The organism is Hymenobacter aerilatus, assembly GCF_022921095.1.
GTDB classification, from domain to species: Bacteria; Bacteroidota; Bacteroidia; order Cytophagales; family Hymenobacteraceae; genus Hymenobacter; species Hymenobacter aerilatus.
Genome location: NZ_CP095053.1, coordinates 528,128 through 544,156, shown reverse-complemented (window position 1 = coordinate 544,156; position 16,029 = coordinate 528,128). Strand labels below are relative to the sequence as shown.

The 16,029-nt window shown below is 56.7% G+C and carries 17 protein-coding genes; 10 read left to right on the top strand and 7 right to left on the bottom strand.

The genetic code is table 11. The annotated features are described in order from the left end of the window. Positions 1-38: 38 nt before the first annotated feature. The 5 genes from MUN82_RS02265 to MUN82_RS02245 form a co-directional block, all read right to left on the bottom strand. Complete coding sequence (locus MUN82_RS02265; protein WP_245094631.1) at positions 39-665, bottom strand: TIGR04282 family arsenosugar biosynthesis glycosyltransferase; 627 nt, start codon at positions 663-665, stop codon at positions 39-41. A gap of 26 nt (positions 666-691) precedes the next feature. Then, positions 692-1,411 carry a TIGR04283 family arsenosugar biosynthesis glycosyltransferase gene (locus MUN82_RS02260; RefSeq protein WP_245094628.1) on the bottom strand — a complete coding sequence of 240 codons (720 nt, stop codon included), beginning with the start codon at positions 1,409-1,411 and terminating at the stop codon, positions 692-694. Beyond that, entirely contained in the window at positions 1,411-2,457 is a 1,047-nt protein-coding gene (locus tag MUN82_RS02255) for a methyltransferase domain-containing protein (RefSeq protein ID WP_245094626.1), read from the bottom strand. Before MUN82_RS02255 ends, MUN82_RS02260 begins: the two co-directional genes overlap by 1 nt. A 17-nt stretch (positions 2,458-2,474) precedes the next feature. Further along, positions 2,475-3,524, bottom strand: coding sequence for an arsenosugar biosynthesis radical SAM (seleno)protein ArsS (gene arsS, locus MUN82_RS02250; RefSeq protein WP_245094623.1), 1,050 nt, complete (start codon positions 3,522-3,524; stop codon positions 2,475-2,477). A gap of 129 nt (positions 3,525-3,653) precedes the next feature. Further along, a complete protein-coding gene (locus MUN82_RS02245; RefSeq protein WP_245094620.1) occupies positions 3,654-5,321 on the bottom strand; it encodes an ABC transporter substrate-binding protein in 1,668 nt (555 codons plus the stop codon). A 153-nt stretch (positions 5,322-5,474) separates the two neighbouring features. Here MUN82_RS02245 and MUN82_RS02240 point away from each other — a divergent pair, with 153 nt between their 5' ends. The 8 genes from MUN82_RS02240 (at position 5,475) to lepB (ending at position 12,285) form a co-directional block, all read left to right on the top strand. Beyond that, positions 5,475-6,155: a metal-dependent hydrolase gene (locus tag MUN82_RS02240; RefSeq protein WP_245094617.1), complete on the top strand. Its 681-nt coding sequence runs from the start codon at positions 5,475-5,477 to the stop codon at positions 6,153-6,155. A gap of 97 nt (positions 6,156-6,252) precedes the next feature. Next, positions 6,253-7,071, top strand: a complete 819-nt coding sequence (locus MUN82_RS02235) for a ParA family protein (protein ID WP_245094614.1) — start codon at positions 6,253-6,255, stop codon at positions 7,069-7,071. Positions 7,072-7,188: 117 nt separating this feature from the next. Then, a complete protein-coding gene (locus MUN82_RS02230; RefSeq protein ID WP_245094612.1) occupies positions 7,189-7,557 on the top strand; it encodes a hypothetical protein in 369 nt (122 codons plus the stop codon). Positions 7,558-7,775: 218 nt separating this feature from the next. Beyond that, positions 7,776-8,729, top strand: a complete 954-nt coding sequence (locus MUN82_RS02225; protein ID WP_245094609.1) for a ParB/RepB/Spo0J family partition protein — start codon at positions 7,776-7,778, stop codon at positions 8,727-8,729. 101 nt (positions 8,730-8,830) lie between these two features. Further along, a complete protein-coding gene (locus MUN82_RS02220) occupies positions 8,831-9,481 on the top strand; it encodes a DUF5683 domain-containing protein (protein WP_245094608.1) in 651 nt (216 codons plus the stop codon). Between the two features lie 2 nt (positions 9,482-9,483). Then, entirely contained in the window at positions 9,484-10,149 is a 666-nt protein-coding gene (locus MUN82_RS02215) for a DUF5683 domain-containing protein (RefSeq protein WP_245094606.1), read from the top strand. Next, positions 10,146-10,865: a 4-hydroxy-tetrahydrodipicolinate reductase gene (dapB, locus tag MUN82_RS02210; RefSeq protein ID WP_245094604.1), complete on the top strand. Its 720-nt coding sequence runs from the start codon at positions 10,146-10,148 to the stop codon at positions 10,863-10,865. Before MUN82_RS02215 ends, dapB begins: the two co-directional genes overlap by 4 nt. 205 nt (positions 10,866-11,070) lie before the next feature. Beyond that, positions 11,071-12,285, top strand: a complete 1,215-nt coding sequence (gene lepB, locus MUN82_RS02205) for a signal peptidase I (protein WP_245094602.1) — start codon at positions 11,071-11,073, stop codon at positions 12,283-12,285. Positions 12,286-12,451: 166 nt separating this feature from the next. Here lepB and MUN82_RS02200 read toward each other — a convergent pair whose 3' ends face one another. Next, positions 12,452-13,117, bottom strand: a complete 666-nt coding sequence (locus MUN82_RS02200; RefSeq protein WP_245094600.1) for a uracil-DNA glycosylase — start codon at positions 13,115-13,117, stop codon at positions 12,452-12,454. A gap of 113 nt (positions 13,118-13,230) precedes the next feature. Between MUN82_RS02200 and apaG the strand changes: the two genes are divergently transcribed. Further along, complete coding sequence (apaG, locus tag MUN82_RS02195; protein ID WP_245094598.1) at positions 13,231-13,617, top strand: Co2+/Mg2+ efflux facilitator ApaG/CorD; 387 nt, start codon at positions 13,231-13,233, stop codon at positions 13,615-13,617. Between the two features lie 169 nt (positions 13,618-13,786). After that, positions 13,787-14,533 carry an O-methyltransferase gene (locus MUN82_RS02190; protein WP_311136418.1) on the top strand — a complete coding sequence of 249 codons (747 nt, stop codon included), beginning with the start codon at positions 13,787-13,789 and terminating at the stop codon, positions 14,531-14,533. Positions 14,534-14,685: 152 nt separating this feature from the next. On the opposite strand, the gene MUN82_RS02185 is transcribed toward MUN82_RS02190, so the two are convergent. Further along, positions 14,686-16,014 (bottom strand): replication-associated recombination protein A, encoded by a 1,329-nt coding sequence (locus MUN82_RS02185; RefSeq protein WP_245094595.1) that lies wholly within the window; start codon positions 16,012-16,014, stop codon positions 14,686-14,688. Positions 16,015-16,029: the final 15 nt, after the last annotated feature.

The window sequence follows — 16,029 nt, the reverse complement described above, 5'->3', positions numbered from 1 at the left end:
GATGCTCGTGCCGCTTAGGCAGGCATCTGCGTGTAGCCCTACCCTGCCCGCCAGCGGGCCAGGTCCTCGACCGAGTCTATGTCGTGAAGGGTAGGGAGTAGGGCTGTACGCAGGTTCAGGCGTTGGGCATCGGCGAGAGTGTCGGCCAGCACAGTGGGGGTACTCCAGGTTTTGTTTTCGAACAGCGCTGGCTGGAGTTGGCGCAGGCCTAGCAGATAATAGCCTCCATCGTCGGCGGGACCGAGCACTGCATCATGGTCTGTCAATAAGCTAAAAGCCTGGGCGATATGCGCACACGTGAGGCCAGGGCAGTCGGTGCCGATGATGGCGACGTGGGTAGCACCCGCAGCAAAAGCTTCGGCAAAAGCGTGGGCCATACGCGCACCCAACGAGTCGGCCGCAGGTTGCACACGCCAGGGTAGGCCGGGCCACTCGGGTAGCGCTTCGTTGGAAGCAAGCGGCAGGGTAAGCGCTTCGGCCAGCCACACGGTGGCGGGTATTTGGGCCTTGGCTACCGCCTGGGCCGTGTGCGTCAGCAACTCGCGATACACAGCTAAGGCCGCTTCGGCCCCAATACCAGCCGCCAGCCGGGTCTTGACGCGACCTAGCATCGGCTCGCGGGCAAAAATTAGCAGGTGCGTCTGGTCCTGTTTATTAGTTGTCATACTCTACTTTGGTGCGTATCCAATGGCTATAATTTGCTTTTGCGGATGAAAAACCGGTAGAAACGCACCAGATTCGCTTGCGAGACGCCCAGCCAATAAAGCACCGCAATGCTGGTAAACAGCCCTTGCAAACGATATACGCCGTTGTCGAGGTACTTGCGGGCGGAGGTAGTGACGGTGCGCGGCACCACCCGAAAAGTCCCCTGAGCCTTTAAGCGTACAATAATTTCCTGGTCTTCCATCACCAGCAAATCTTCCCGAAAGCCGCCTACCTGCTCGAACAGCACTTTCGGCACAAAGAGGCTCTGGTCGCCAAAACGCACCACCGTCCACCGAAAGCGCGTGAACCAAGCATTGGCCCCTAGAAACCAGTGCGGATGGTCGAAGGCTAGGCGGTAGCAGCCGCTCCGGTAGCCCTGGGCCAACGCCTGCCGGATGTCGGTGAGGAAGCCCATGGGTGGATAGGTGTCGGCGTGCAGAAAATACAGCACCTCACCGGTGGCTACGTGGGCACCATGGTTCATCTGGGCCGCGCGTCCTTTGCGCGGGCACACTACTACCCGCGCTCCGGCCGCTTGCGCCAGGGTTGCCGTGGCGTCAGGGCTTTGCCCATCGGCTACCACAATTTCTACCCCTTCCCCAGCCGTAGCGGCGCGCAGGTAGCGCACTAGGTCCGCAATAGAATCGGCCTCGTTGAAGGTAGGGATGATGATGCTGACGAACGTAGCGGGGGTAGGCACGGGCATCAGCAACCGCAGGACGACGCTGCTGCTTCGTCAGGACCGGCAGCGGCCGCCGGGCCGCACGGAAACAAGCCGAAGTGCCGGTCTTTATTGCCTGCTACAGCGAAATACGGGGCGTAGCGCGTCTGGCTGAGCATGTCGGCGGTATTGCCGCACACCAGCATGGGGCGGCCAGTTTCAAAGTAGTGGTGGTCGTCGAGGGTAAAGCCGTGGGGCTCATCGGGTAGGGAACCCAGGTAGGTAGCCACCTGGCCATAGTCCTCGCACTGGTCTTCTAAGTCGAGCTTGAAGGCACGCACCGTGAGCGAGTAGAACTTGATGTTGCCTACTTTCTGCTCAATTTCCGCATTCTCAATCGTCAGGCGGCGACGGGCCGTGAGGCGGTAGTCGCGTACGCCCAGCTCATGCAGCAGACGGCGGAAATCCTGCTCGTACAGCGCGCCGCTCAGGCATTCGCCATACAGTATGGGGTCCTGGCGCAGGGCTTCGGGCACGCGTCGGTCGGCAAATACATCCGAGATAAATAGCTCTCCACCCGGTTTCAGTACCCGGAATATTTCGCGGTAAGTGGCGGCTTTGTCGGTGCTCAAGTTCAGCACGCAATTACTCACCACCACATCCACGCTGTTGTCGGCTAGGTCGGCGGTGCGCAGGTCTTCGATGTAGCCCTTACGAAACTCCACGTTGGGTTGGCTGTAGCCGAACCGCTCGGTGTGCGTGGCCACGTGCCGCCGGGCCACGTCCAGCTGCTCATCCGTCATATCTACGCCAATCACGTGGCCGTCTTCGCCCACCAGCTTCGAGAGCAGGAAAGCGTCGCGGCCACTGCCGCTGCCCAGGTCCAGCACGGTGCAACCCGCCACGGCCGGAGGCACGCACACGCCGCAGCCGTAGTATTTATCCAGCACTTCAGATTCCAGCGTGGCCAGAATTTGGCGGTGCGCTGCCGGAATATCGGTGGTACAACAGGCGTTGGTTTTCAGGTCCTGGTTGGTCGTTAGTTGCGTGCCGTAATAGTCGCGCACTTGGGCTTGCGTGGTAGTCTCCATCGATTTGCAATACGTGATTATACTGTGGCGCCGCCGCAGCTAGAGCCCGCCCCGGCCGTGCAGCCGTAGCAGTGCTGGTTGATGACCACAGCCCGGCTTTCCAGCGCCACTTGGTTGAAATCCTGAATGTGGCGCGGGGCCGATGCTTCTACCAGCAAATCGAGCTGTTGGTTGAAGTCGCAGTCGTAGAGTTGGCCGTCCCAGCCCACGGAGAGCGTGCTGCGGCACATCACGTTGGCGGCGGCAGCCGGGTTGTAGGCCGTCACCAGCTTCTCCATGTACAGCTCGTACTTGCCGCTTTCCAGCAAAAATTCCAGGAAGCGGTTGATGGGCAGGTTAGTGATGGTGAGCAGGTTATTGAATACAATACCATAGTCCTGCATCAGTTGGCGCTTATAATCCACTTCCAGCGCCGCCTGCGGGCCGGGTAGGGAAGCGCCACCGGGATTGAACACCAAATCCAGCACCAAGCCCGTATCGGCCACGCCGTAGCCCACGGCATTCAGCATTTGTAAAGCTCGGATAGAACGCTCAAATACACCCTCGCCGCGCTGCTTGTTGGTGTTGGCGGCCGTGTAGCACGGCAGCGATGACACCACCCGCACCCGGTGCTGGGCAAAGAACTCGGGTAGATCGTGGTATTTCTTGTTGGCCACGATGATGGTGAGGTTGCAGCGCACGATAATGCTGCGTCCCAGCGCCGAAATTTGCTCCACAAACCACCGAAAATCCGGGTTCATCTCCGGCGCACCGCCCGTCAGGTCTACCACCGGAATATCGGTCTGCGCCAGCGCATTGAGGCACTGTTGCATGGTGGCGCGCGTCATGATTTCCGTGCGGTCGGGGCCGGCGTCTACGTGGCAGTGGTGACAGGTCTGGTTACACATCTTGCCCACGTTGATCTGCATCACCGTGAGGCCCGTGGGGCGCAGGGGAAGCAAGTCCGTTTCGCGCAATTTGGCAGCAAACGGCGGCAAGTGACTACCGGCAGCTTCCGCGTGAGTAAGCACATTCAGCTGATAGCGTAAGTCGGCGAGCGGGTGTTGCTGGGTGTGGAGGGACTTCATGGAGGGCAGGGTAGGGATACGGGTAAGGTAGGCAAAACGACACTATCGAGCATTACCACTAAGACCGTCCTGCTGAGCTTGTCGAAGCATAACGGTCTATTAAGATTCCTCGCTGCGCTCGGAATGACATTATTCCTTCCGAACGCGCTCCAGCGTGAGCTGGTTCATGGGGTTGGGACGTAGGCCGCGTACGTTGTTCTGGGTCAGGCGCACTACTTCATCATAATAAAGTGGCACCACGGGCGCATCGACCATCATCAGGCGGTCCATTCGGCGGTAGAGGTCGTAGCGCTTTTCGGTGTTTTGCTCGCGGTTGGCCTGTTCATATAGTTGGTCGTAGGCCGCGCTTTTGTAATGCGTTTTGTTGGGACCGGCCGGCGCGAAGTTGGGGCTGTAGAACAGGGCCAGGTAATTCTCGGCGTCGGGGTAGTCGCCCAGCCAGCTCTTGGTGAAAAAGGCAGCGCGGCCGTTGTCCACTAGCTCCTGGTGGGCAGCAGCCTGATTGACGTCGATCTGCACCTGTGCGCCTACCTCGGCCCATTTCTTCTGCATATACTCGCAGATTTCCTTACGTTCTTGCACCGTACTCAGGCGCAACCGCAACGGTTTGCCGGGCCCGAAACCCGCTTCCCGTAACAGCGCCCGCGCCTTTTGCGGCTGGTAGTCGTAGCCGGGCACCAGGGTAGCGCTGTACGAGGGTAGCGACGACGGCACGAAGCCCGACACGCCCGGCACACCCACATTATTGAGGAAGTAGGCCACCATCTCGGGCTTATTCAGGGCGTAACTCAAGGCCTGGCGCACGCGCCGGTCGCGCAGGGCGGGCGTGTCGTCATCGGTGGGTAGGTTTTTGGGGTCAAGCTGAAAGCCCAGGTACTCGGTGTTGAGGTAAGGCACCTTCTCTACCCTGAATTTATTGCGAAACTCCTCGCGTACGGTGCCATCGGGGTGCATAATCAGGTCGCGCGAGCCTTCCCGAATGCCCGACAGAAAATCCAGCTTTCCTTGTTGAAAGGTCAGGAACTCTGTTTTGCGGTCCGTGATAAAGCTGATCTGCACCGCATCAAGGTAGGGTAGCGCGCGGCCCTGGGCATCGCGGCGCCAGTAGCTCGGGTTGCGGTGGTAGATGATGGCGTTGCTTTCATCCCACACCTTGAACCGGAACGGCCCCGTACCTACCGGGTGCTCCCGGAAGTCCTTGCCGTAGCGCTGCACGGCTTCGCGCGGCACCACGTAGGCATAGGACATTGTCAGAATGCCCAAGAACGGGATAAACGGCTCTTTCAGGTAGATGCGCAGGGTAGAGTCGTTGGCGGCTACGAAGGCCGTGTCGCTGATTTCGCCCTTGCTGTTTTCCAGCACCTTGCCCCGAAAAATCCAGCCGCCGGGGCTGGCCGTAGCCGGGTCGAACAGGCGTCGAAAGCTGTACACGAAGTCCTGCGCCGTGATGGACCTACCCTTGCCGCCGGCAAACACCTCCGAGTCGTGGAAGCGCACGCCGGGGCGCAGGGTGAAGGTGTAGGTTTTGCCATCGGGCGAAATCTGGTAGCGGCGCGCCAGGGCCGGGCCAGGCTTCAGACTATCGTCCAGCTCCAGTAGGCCATTGTAGAGCTGCGTCACAGCCCAGATATTCGCCTGCTTGTTGGCAAAGGCCGGGTCCAGCGAGGTGAGCGCCTCGGGCTGGTTGTAGCGAAACACGCGTCGGTCGTCGGTGGGCTGCGCCGGGCCGCCGCAGCCGCTCAGCAGCCCCGTGCAGACAAAGGAAAAACCGGCAAAACGACGCAAAAACGAACTCATGAGAAAGGCGAAACAGTGTATCTTTGTGCTAAACTAAGCTGTTCGCGGTTAGCGAACCGCTTTCTTTCTTTGATTTCTGATGACTTACCAAGCAGTCGGCCTACCCCTCTTCCAGCCGTTACCTGCTAAGCATCAGCCGCTAATCGCTCTAACATGAAATTGACCTACTTCGGCCACGCGTGCTTCCTGCTCGAAACCGGCAGCCAGAAAGTGCTTTTTGACCCGTTCATTCGCCCCAACCCTCTCGCTAAGGACGTGGAGGTGGAGAAGATTGAGGCCGATTACATCCTGCTCAGCCACGGCCACGGCGACCATGTGGCCGACGTGGAGGAAATCGGCAACCGCACCGGTGCGGAGCTGGTAGCCATTGCCGAAATAGCTGGCTGGTTCGGGCAGAAAGGTCTGAAAGCCGCCTACCCCATGAACATTGGCGGTAAGGTTACCCTACCCTTCGGCACCGTGAAGATGGTGGCTGCCACACACTCCAGCTCCCTACCCGATGGCACCTACGGCGGCCTGGCGGCTGGGTTTATCGTGGAAGCCGAAGGCAAAACCTTCTACTTCGCCGGCGACACGGCCCTCACCTACGACATGAAAATCATCGGTGAGTACTATAAGCTGGACTTTGCCCTGCTGCCCATCGGCGACAACTACACCATGGGCATCGACGATGCGCTGATTGCAGCCAACTGGGTAGGCGCTACCAAGCTCATCGGTATGCACTACGATACCTTCCCGGCCATCAAAATCGATCAGGAAGCCGCTAAAACCAAAGCGCAGCAAGCCGGTAAAGAGCTGACGCTGCTGCAAATCGGCGAAACGATTGACCTGTAACAGAAGCTGTTGGCTGCTAGCCACCTTCTTTACAGCACAAGTATACTTTATAGAAAAGCTAACAGCTAACAGCTAACAGCCAACAGCTTTAAAACACATGGGCAAAATCATTGCGGTAGCCAACCAGAAGGGCGGCGTAGGCAAAACCACCTCGGCCATTAACCTGGCAGCCAGCCTGGCGGCGCTGGAATATCGGACGCTGCTGGTCGATGCCGACCCGCAGGCCAATGCTACATCGGGGGTAGGGTTCGACCCCAAGGATATCGAGAACAGCGTGTATGAGTGCATGGTGGACGGTGTAAGTGCCGAGGATACCATTCTGCAAACCAACATCCTCCCCCACCTCGACCTGATGCCCTCTCACATCGACCTGGTAGGCGCTGAGGTAGAGATGATTAACCTTCCCAACCGGGAGGAGAAGATGAAGGACGCGCTGCGCCCCTTGGCCGATCAGTACGACTTCATCATCATCGACTGCTCACCCTCGCTAGGCTTGATTACGGTGAATGCTCTCACGGCCGCGCATTCGGTTATCATTCCGGTGCAGTGCGAGTACTTCGCGTTGGAAGGCTTGGGCAAGCTCCTGAACACGGTGAAAATCATTCAGGGCCGCCTCAACGAGACGCTGGAAATCGAGGGCATCCTACTCACCATGTATGACGTGCGTCTGCGCCTCTCCAACCAAGTGGTAGAGGAAGTGAAGCTGCACTTCCAGCAGTTGGTATTCGATACCATTATCCCGCGCAACGTGAAGCTGTCGGAGTCGCCGAGCTTCGGCATTCCCGTGATTATGCATGATGCCGAGAGCAAAGGCAGCATCAGCTACCTGAACCTAGCCCGCGAGATTGTGGAGAAAAACGTGGAGGCCGCAGCCCCCGAAGCCGAGCAGGAAGAAGCCAGCGACGAGGCTGCCTAACAGCTTATTAGCTTTTAAAGATGAAAGGGTAAGCGTGCATCGCTTACCCTTTCATCTTTTATATACAAAGGATAGATTATACCCTTTGAACAGATATATCTTACGCAACTGCTAATCATGAATTCATATAGAGAAGCTGGTTATCTACCAGATTTCAAAGTAACTTATCGTTTCTATACACAAGAAGAAGGCGGACGCTATTCGCCACCTCATCAGCATATTCGTTGGGATTTTCGATATGATGATCCAGCTATCTCAACGGGGCACTTCATGATATGGCCGGAATTTGTTAAACCAACAGGTGAAGTTCTACCTGCTGGTCCAGTTCCTCTTCACGGAATAGCAGATATGTATATTATCAATCGGGATATGCGTGCCTTTCATTACCAGCACATTCGGGTAGGAGTGAGAGGTTATTTTATGGAGGGTAAGCGAATAGCTGTATGTGAAGTCATAGAAATACTAGGGCTTCATGAGAGCCCTTAACTTATAAAGACTCAGCTGACGCGTATCAATTAGGATGACAGGAGAAAACACTGACTTATTCTACTGGGGAAGGTCCTTCGCTCCGCTCAGGATGACAAACGTTATTAAGTAGTAGCTTTCGGTTACCCTACCCCACGAAAATTTCCTACCCTTCCGAACGGTTTGTGTATTTTTGAATCCGGCTTTTATCCGCTGATGAATAACAGCCGCTCGCAGGTATGTCAGAGAAAAACGAAGAGAAGAATATTCCGTCGCTACCCAAGCGCAAAGTAGGCGGCCTGGGCCGTGGCCTGAACGCACTGATTGAGGGCAGCTACGAAAAGAAAAGCGACCGGGTAGGCTCCGCTGGCTTGGTCCCGCATCCCGTCAACTCCGTTGGGCTGATTCCGGTGGGCCACATCGAGGCCAACCCCTACCAGCCCCGCACCCACTTCGACCAGACCGCGCTGCAGGAACTGGCCGAATCCATCAAGATCCAGGGCATCATCCAGCCCGTGACGGTGCGCCAGATGGGCACCAACTCCTACCAGTTGATTTCGGGAGAACGGCGTTTGCAGGCCTCGCGCTTGGCGGGTTTGGAGACCATTCCAGCCTACATCCGCAAGGCCGACGACCAGCAGATGCTGGAAATGGCGCTCATTGAGAACATCCAGCGCGAGAACCTCAACGCCATTGAAATTGCCCTCAGCTACCAGCGCCTCGTGAGCGAGTGTAACCTGAAGCAGGAAGAGTTGGGCGACCGGGTAGGCAAAAACCGCTCGACCGTCACCAACTACCTGCGTCTGCTCAAACTGCCACCCGACATCCAGATTGGCCTGCGTGACAACGTGATTTCGATGGGCCACGCCCGGGCACTAGTCAACATCGACAGCGTGGAGCAGCAGCTGGCATTGTTTCACCGCATCGTGGATGAGGAACTGTCGGTACGCAAGGTAGAGCAGTTGGTGCGCAACGGCCTCACGCCTCCTGCCAAGGCTGATGCGCCTACCCCAGAACCCACTGAGCCACAGGTACCCGTAGCCGAGCTACGCCGCACCGAGCGCCACCTCTCCGACCGGTTTGGCAGCCGCGTGCAAGTAAAGCCGGGCCCCCAGGGTAGGGGCGAAATCAAGATTGCCTTTGACTCGGTGGAGGACATGCAGCGCATTCTGCACATTCTGCAGCCGGCGTAGAGTAGGTAGCCGGTAGTGTGCTATACTACCGGCGCCCCGGGCATCGTTGGTTGGGCGCTATATAGTTCCTAGCTATTTCGACGCTCTTTTTTCCTATCTCTATGTCTGTTGCATTCCGTTGTTGCGTGCTAGTCTTGCTGCTGGCGTTCCTCGTTATCACTCACCAAACCCAAGCGCAAGTAACTGTTACAGCCAGATCAGAGTCGTCGCAGGTAGCGAAGCCCCGCCAGGGAACAGCTGCTGACTCAGCCCGCAAAACTGAAATCCTGTTTGGTCGCCGCGTGACACGTCCCACCAAAGCCGCGTTTTTCAGCGCTATACTACCCGGTGCTGGTCAGGTGTATAATAAGAAATACTGGAAGCTACCATTAGTATATACTGTACTAGGCAGTGCTGTTGCCGGTCAGGTACATTATCAGCAACTCTATCGAGAGTTCAAGGACGCAAAGCAGATACGAAAAGATAATGACCCGCTTACTATTGACAAAGGAAAGCGCACAGCTAGCCTGAGCAATAACAGCATTGAATTTTACCTTAATAGATTTCGGCCGCGCCGCGACGTGCTAATCAGTGGTGTAGCTGCTGCTTATGGTTTGGTTATCTTGGATGCTTTAGTGGATGCACATTTGCGTGATTTCAATGTTGACGACAATCTGACATGGCGCTGTTCACCTACTTTTATTTGTCAGAATACAGTAATAGCTCCGGGTATGGCTGTCGTTATTACACTTCCTACTAGTATTCGCAAATAGTTATGCTGTTTTCCTTCCGCTGCTGGCTACTTTTATTATTACTGGCCTTCTTAGGCTCTTTGCAGCAGGCATACGCCCAAATAGCCGTTACGGCCGGGGCCGACTCGTCGCAGGTAGCGGAGCCCCGCCAGGAAACCGCCGCCGACTCGGCCCGCAAAACCGAAATCCTGTTTGGCCGCCGCGTGACGCGCCCGACGAAGGCGGCAGTATGGGCTATTATTCCTGGTGGCGGACAGTTTTACAACAAAAAGTACTGGAAAGTACCACTGGCGGTAGGGCTAATTGGGGGGGTAGTAGCGGCGGAAGTATTCTACCAAATCCGTTACAAACGGTACGTTGAGCAATACAACTTTTTGTCAGACAGCGGTGTAGCAGCGCTACCAAGATCTCCTTACCCTAATTTAAATGCCGGAAATACAGTGGCAGGGGCACAGCGAGGTGTTATTTTCTACCGTCGCTACCGTGACCAGTTCCTTGCTTATTCAGCCATTGCCTACGGCCTTACAGTGCTTGATGCTTTGGTGGATGCTCACCTAAAAGACTTTGACATCAGCGACGACCTCAGCTTGAACATCGAGCCGACTATGCTGCGCACACCTATGGTAGCGGCAGCGCCGGGCGTATCGCTTACTTTTTCGCTTACCTCTACCCGATCTTCCCGAAAATGAAGTTGCTTCTTATTGGCTACGGCAAAATGGGCCAGGCCATTGCGGCCCAAGCCACGGCCCGCGGCCACCAGATTGCTGGCATCGTAGACCCTACCCACCCCGGCGTACATATCACTGATTTCACCGCCGCAACTGCCGACGTCGCTATTGAATTTACGCACCCCGACGCGGCTTTTAGCAATGTGCGGTCGTGCCTGCAGCAGGGTATTCCGGTGGTGTGCGGCTCTACGGGCTGGCTACATCATTTCGCGGAGGCGCAGGCGCTAAGCCAGCAGACCGGTACGCCGCTGTTCTATGCTTCCAACTACAGCGTAGGCGTGAATCTGTTCTTCCACTTCAACGAATACATCGCGGCCAAAATGCACCAGTTTGGCGGCTATGATGTGCAGGTACGCGAGATTCACCACACCCAGAAGGTGGACCAGCCCAGTGGCACGGCCCTCACGGCCGCCGAAGGTATTCTGCGCCACTTTCCGGCCAAAACCACGTGGCGCAACGAGCCTACCGATGTTCCTAACGAGCTGGCGGTCCTATCGGAGCGCACAGGCGCGGTAGTAGGCACCCACATCGTCACGTATAACTCCACCGCCGACACCATCGAACTCAAGCACGAAGCCCACACCCGCGATGGGTTTGTGCAGGGCGCGTTGCTAGCCGCAGAATGGCTGCCGGGCCGGCAGGGCGTGTTTGGGATGAAAGACTTGTTGGGGCTATAAAATCTATTCAAAGTAGTCGTCATTTCCAACGCAGTGAGGAATCTTGTGTGCTTGAGTAATTCAATCAGCAGAAATTACCGTAGCACACAAGATTTCTTACTGCGTTCGAAATGATAGCCTAGCCTACTAAGCAAAATTAACCCGTTCTTTGGGTAGTGAGCCGGCCAAGTAGCCGGCATTATTCTGTATTTCTGCCTTTTGTATTATGGCCGTACAATCTTGGGAAGACCGCCTCAAGGCACAGCAAGCAAAACCCAAACCCACGCAACACAAAAAACCCAAAAGCGTGTGGCGCGAATGGGGCGATGCTATTTTGTTTGCCGTAGTGGCCGCTACGCTCATTCGCTGGGCCACGTTTGAGGCGTATACCATCCCTACCCCCTCCATGGAGCACTCCTTGCTGGTAGGCGATTATCTGTTTGTAAGCAAGCTGCACTACGGCCCGCGCACGCCGCAAACGCCATTGCAGGTGCCGCTTACGCACCAAACCATCTGGGGCACAACGATTCCAAGCTATTCCGATGCTATCCAGCTGCCATCGTACCGCCTGCCAGGTTTTTCGGAGGTGAAGCGCAACGATGTGGTGGTATTTAACGTGCCGTTTGAAAGCCAGTTTCCGGCCGATTTGCGCACCAACTATATCAAGCGCTGCATTGGAATGCCCGGCGACTTGCTTTCTATCAAGGAAGGGCAGGTGTACATCAACGGACAGCCACTCAAAACGCCCGTAGAGTCGCAGACCACCTACGATATGGAAACCACCGCGCCTGTGCGCGACAAGTTTTTTCAGGAGCAAAGCGTGCTCGATTATCAGATTGACGGCAGCGGTATGGCCGGCGGCAACGGCCTCCCCTACCCCAGCGGCCAGACGCCGGCCGGCACCTACATCTACCAAAGCTTGCACATGACCAACGCAGCTGTTAGCTATTTCCGCCAGCAGCCCTATGTGAAGAATGTGGTACCCACCCAAGCCGCACCCGGCGTGGCCAACCCTACCTTGTTCCCCAGCCGCGTAGACTACCCTTCGTTGACCATGACCAGCGCCACCGAGCGCCCCTGGAACGTGGATAATTATGGCCCCCTACCCATCCCAAAGGCTGGCCAGACGGTTACGTTGACTCCCGAAAACGCGGGTATCTACTATAAGATAGTAGCTCGCTATGAGCACAACGAGGGCATTACGTGGCAGAATGGCATGATTTACCAAAATGGTAAGCCGCTGACCAGCTATACCGTCAAGCAGAATTACTACTTCATGATGGGCGACAACCGTCATAACTCAGAGGACTCGCGCTTCTGGGGCTTCGTACCTGAAGACCACATCGTGGGCAAGGCTGTGCTAATCTGGATGTCGGTAGACCCCTACGCCGATTTCTTCCACAAGATCCGCTGGAGCCGTTTGTTCAACCTAATTGATTAGTCTGCACCACGGATTCGCTCGGATTTATTGGATGACGCGGATTTCGTGAGCGATTCAAACCAAAAGAGCTTGCCAAATGGCAAGCTCTTTTTCGTTGCGGACTTTGTAAAAACTGCTTACGAAATCCGCGTCATCCAATAAATCCGAGCGAATCCGTGGTCCAGACTCACCAGTTTATTGGCTGTTCACCGTGTTGCTCGAGGTAAGCGTTAGTTTTGCTGAACGGGCGGGAGCCGAAGAAGCCCCGATCGGCGGCGTAAGGCGAGGGATGTGCGGCTTTCAGCACGAGGTGCTTTTTCGTGTCTATGATTTCACCTTTTTTCTGTGCGTAGGCACCCCACAGAATGAACACCACGTGCTCTTTTTGCTCCGATATTTTCTGAATAACGGCATCTGTGAACTGCTCCCAGCCTTTCTTTTGGTGAGAGCCGGGCGTACTGGCCCGCACGGTGAGGGTCGCGTTCAGCAGCAGTACACCCTGCTCGGCCCAGCGGTCGAGGTTGCCGTCAGGCGCGGGAGCGGTGCCGGGAATGTCATCGTACAGCTCCTTGAAGATGTTTTGCAGCGAAGGGGGCGTGCGGACGCCGTGCGCCACCGAAAACGACAGGCCGTGTGCCTGCCCCTTGCCGTGGTAGGGGTCCTGGCCCAGAATCACCACCTTCAGCCGATCAAACGGGCAGGCCTGAAACGCATGAAAAATCTGTGGACCGGGTGGGTAGACGGCCGTAGTGGCATATTCGCCGCGCAAGAAGGTGGTCAGGTGCTGGAAGTACGGTTTCTCGAATTCTTCGTGCAACACCTTGCGCCAGCTCTCATCTATCTTTACATTCATGCGGAAATAGTTTATTTTGCGAAGTGGGTAAGCCCTGGATGATGCCAACTGCGTAGATAAACCAAATCTTGCAGACTAGCGTTAGTCCTATTCTACACAGCACAGCAGCAGCCATGAATACTACCACTACGCAGGGAGTAACGGTGAGTGTTACGACCAACTACCTACCCGATTACTCGAGCCCGAGCCAGGAACACTACGTATTTGCCTATAAAATTGATATTCGCAACAACAGCGAGTATACAGTGAAGCTGTTGCGCCGTCACTGGCACATCTACGATGCCAATGGGGTAGTGCGCGAAGTGGAGGGCGACGGCGTGGTAGGTCAGCAACCCGTGTTGGAACCCGGTGAAGCGCACCAGTACGTATCGGGCTGTAATCTGAAGACGGGCCTGGGCAAGATGCGCGGCACCTACCAGATGGAGCGTCTCGCCGACGGCCGCGAGTTTACCGTCGATATCCCCGAATTCACTCTCATCGTGCCATTCCGCCTGAATTAACTTTTTAGTTGTTAGAAGGAAGCTGTCAGGAAACAATGAAATCCTGACACCCCCCTTCTAACAACTAAGCAATACATAATTTCTTTTGCTTCAACAGGCACTCAGCTACTTACGATTTTTGACCCGCTCGGGGAATGCACATGGGCTGCATTCCCCGTTTGTTTTTGGGTTGTATAACGACGTCATTCAGCACACGGGCGCATACCAAGCCTTTGCAGCCATTGAGGAGCGCCGGCAGTATTTGCTCGATAGCGACACTAGCATCACGGTCACGGATTTTGGAGCCGGCTCGCACACGGGTGCCGGGCGGCAGCGGCGCCTGCGCGACGTGGCCCGCACGGCTGCCAAACCGCCCGCGTTGGCACAGTTGCTGTTTCGGTTGGTGAACTGGCGGCAGCCGCGTACGGTACTAGAACTGGGCACGTCGCTGGGACTGACTACTGCCTACCTAGCCGCGGCCGATTCGCGAGCTCGCGTCGTCACGTTTGAGGGCTGCCCCGAAACCGCCCGCGTGGCCCACGAGACGTTTGCAGCAATGCAGCTGTCCAACGTTGAACTAGTGCTGGGCAACCTCGACTCCACCCTCGTCCCTACCCTTCGTCGGCTACAAGCGCCCATTGATGTGGCTTTTTTCGATGGGAACCACCGCTACGAGCCTACCCTGCGCTACTTTGAGCAGTGCCTGGCTCACCGCACTGACGACAGCCTGTTTGTGCTCGACGATATTCATTGGTCGGCGGAAATGGAGCGCGCCTGGGCGGCCGTGCAACAGCACCCCGCCGTGTCGCTCACCATTGATTTGTTTTACGTAGGCCTCGTGTTTTTCCGGCCCAATCAGCCCAAGCAGCATTTCACGCTGCGTTTTGACCATCCAGTGGATCGACTGCTGGAACGGGCAGGGAGATTATCGGCGTAAGAAAAATGGTGAGTAGTAAATTAAGACGACTGTCATCCTGAGCTTGCGAAGGAGCTTCTCACGTTGGCACGAGTCGTTGTAACGCTTGTCGAGCTTACGTGAAAAGTTCCTTCGCTACGCTCAGGATGACAAACACTTTTTTTCTACTTTGATCAATATCCATATTTCTCGCCCCACTGCTGGCGGAGCCGTTCGCGGATTTTGTGCTCGGCGGGGTTGTCGCCGGGGTGGTAGAAGGTGGTGCCGCTGAGTTGCTCGGGTAGGAACTCCTGCTGCACGAAGTTGCCGGGGTAGTCGTGCGCATACTGGTACTCCTGGCCGTAGCCGAGCTGCTTCATAAGCTTGGTGGGCGCGTTGCGTAGCGGAATGGGCACCGGCTGCACGCCCTGCTGCCGCACCAGCGCCCGCGCCTCTCGAATAGCTTTGTAGGAGGTGTTGCTCTTGGGAGAGGTAGCGAGGTATACCACCGTCTGGCCCAGAATAATATCCGATTCGGGTAGGCCGATGACCGTCACGGCCTGGAAGCAGCTCTGGGCCAGCAGAAGGGCATTGGGATTAGCATTGCCTACGTCTTCGGAAGCCAGGATGAGCAGGCGGCGGGCAATGAACTTCACGTCCTCGCCACCTTCCAGCATCACGGCCAGGTAGTAGAGCGCCGCGTTAGGATCAGAGCCGCGGATACTCTTGATGAAAGCCGAAATCACGTCATAATGCATCTCACCACCTTTGTCGTAGCGCGCGAGGTGCTGCTGGGCTAGCTGCTGCACCACGGCATCGGTGATGACGATTTCGCCGGTAATGGGTGCGGGCGAGGCGGCTTGCACCACAATTTCGAGCAGGTTGAGCAGCTTGCGCGCATCGCCGCCCGAGATGGTAAGCAGGGCATTGTATTCGTCTACTCGTACTTTCTTGCGCTTCAACACTTCATCTTCGGCCAGGGCTTTGTTGATGAGGTCGATGAGCACGTCTTTATCGAGTGCCTCCAGCGTATACACTTGCGCCCGGCTCAGCAAGGCCGGAATCACCTCAAACGATGGGTTCTCGGTGGTGGCGCCAATCAGCGTGATGGTGCCGTGCTCCACCGCGCCCAGCAGCGCATCCTGCTGGGCCTTGCTAAAGCGGTGAATCTCGTCGATAAACAACAGGGTACCCGGCTGGCGCTTGGCACGCTCAATCACGTCGCGCACGTCCTTCACCCCCGCATTGATGGCCGACAGCGCCGCAAACGGCCTACCCAGCTCCTGAGCCAGCAGGTGGGCCAGGGTGGTTTTGCCCACGCCGGGCGGCCCCCATAAGATCAGAGAGGGTAGGCGGCCGGCATTGAGGTAGCGCCGCAGCACGCCCTCCGGCCCGATGAGGTGCTGCTGCCCGGCATACTCGGCCAGGGTGCGTGGGCGGCGGCGCTCCGGCAGAGGGGCATCGGGGCTGGCGGGGGTAGGACGGGAAGGCGTTTCGGAGTCGAAGAGAGAACCAGTAGACATGGTGCAAAGGTACGC

Bases quoted from the DNA above. Each gene is read 5' to 3' on its own strand.
- MUN82_RS02265 (WP_245094631.1), bottom strand. From the start codon at position 665: ATGACAACTAATAAACAGGACCAGACGCACCTGCTAATTTTTGCCCGC.
- MUN82_RS02260 (WP_245094628.1), bottom strand. From the start codon at position 1,411: ATGCCCGTGCCTACCCCCGCTACGTTCGTCAGCATCATCATCCCTACC.
- MUN82_RS02255 (WP_245094626.1), bottom strand. From the start codon at position 2,457: ATGGAGACTACCACGCAAGCCCAAGTGCGCGACTATTACGGCACGCAA.
- arsS (WP_245094623.1), bottom strand. From the start codon at position 3,524: ATGAAGTCCCTCCACACCCAGCAACACCCGCTCGCCGACTTACGCTAT.
- MUN82_RS02245 (WP_245094620.1), bottom strand. From the start codon at position 5,321: ATGAGTTCGTTTTTGCGTCGTTTTGCCGGTTTTTCCTTTGTCTGCACG.
- MUN82_RS02240 (WP_245094617.1), top strand. From the start codon at position 5,475: ATGAAATTGACCTACTTCGGCCACGCGTGCTTCCTGCTCGAAACCGGC.
- MUN82_RS02235 (WP_245094614.1), top strand. From the start codon at position 6,253: ATGGGCAAAATCATTGCGGTAGCCAACCAGAAGGGCGGCGTAGGCAAA.
- MUN82_RS02230 (WP_245094612.1), top strand. From the start codon at position 7,189: ATGAATTCATATAGAGAAGCTGGTTATCTACCAGATTTCAAAGTAACT.
- MUN82_RS02225 (WP_245094609.1), top strand. From the start codon at position 7,776: ATGTCAGAGAAAAACGAAGAGAAGAATATTCCGTCGCTACCCAAGCGC.
- MUN82_RS02220 (WP_245094608.1), top strand. From the start codon at position 8,831: ATGTCTGTTGCATTCCGTTGTTGCGTGCTAGTCTTGCTGCTGGCGTTC.
- MUN82_RS02215 (WP_245094606.1), top strand. From the start codon at position 9,484: ATGCTGTTTTCCTTCCGCTGCTGGCTACTTTTATTATTACTGGCCTTC.
- dapB (WP_245094604.1), top strand. From the start codon at position 10,146: ATGAAGTTGCTTCTTATTGGCTACGGCAAAATGGGCCAGGCCATTGCG.
- lepB (WP_245094602.1), top strand. From the start codon at position 11,071: ATGGCCGTACAATCTTGGGAAGACCGCCTCAAGGCACAGCAAGCAAAA.
- MUN82_RS02200 (WP_245094600.1), bottom strand. From the start codon at position 13,117: ATGAATGTAAAGATAGATGAGAGCTGGCGCAAGGTGTTGCACGAAGAA.
- apaG (WP_245094598.1), top strand. From the start codon at position 13,231: ATGAATACTACCACTACGCAGGGAGTAACGGTGAGTGTTACGACCAAC.
- MUN82_RS02185 (WP_245094595.1), bottom strand. From the start codon at position 16,014: ATGTCTACTGGTTCTCTCTTCGACTCCGAAACGCCTTCCCGTCCTACC.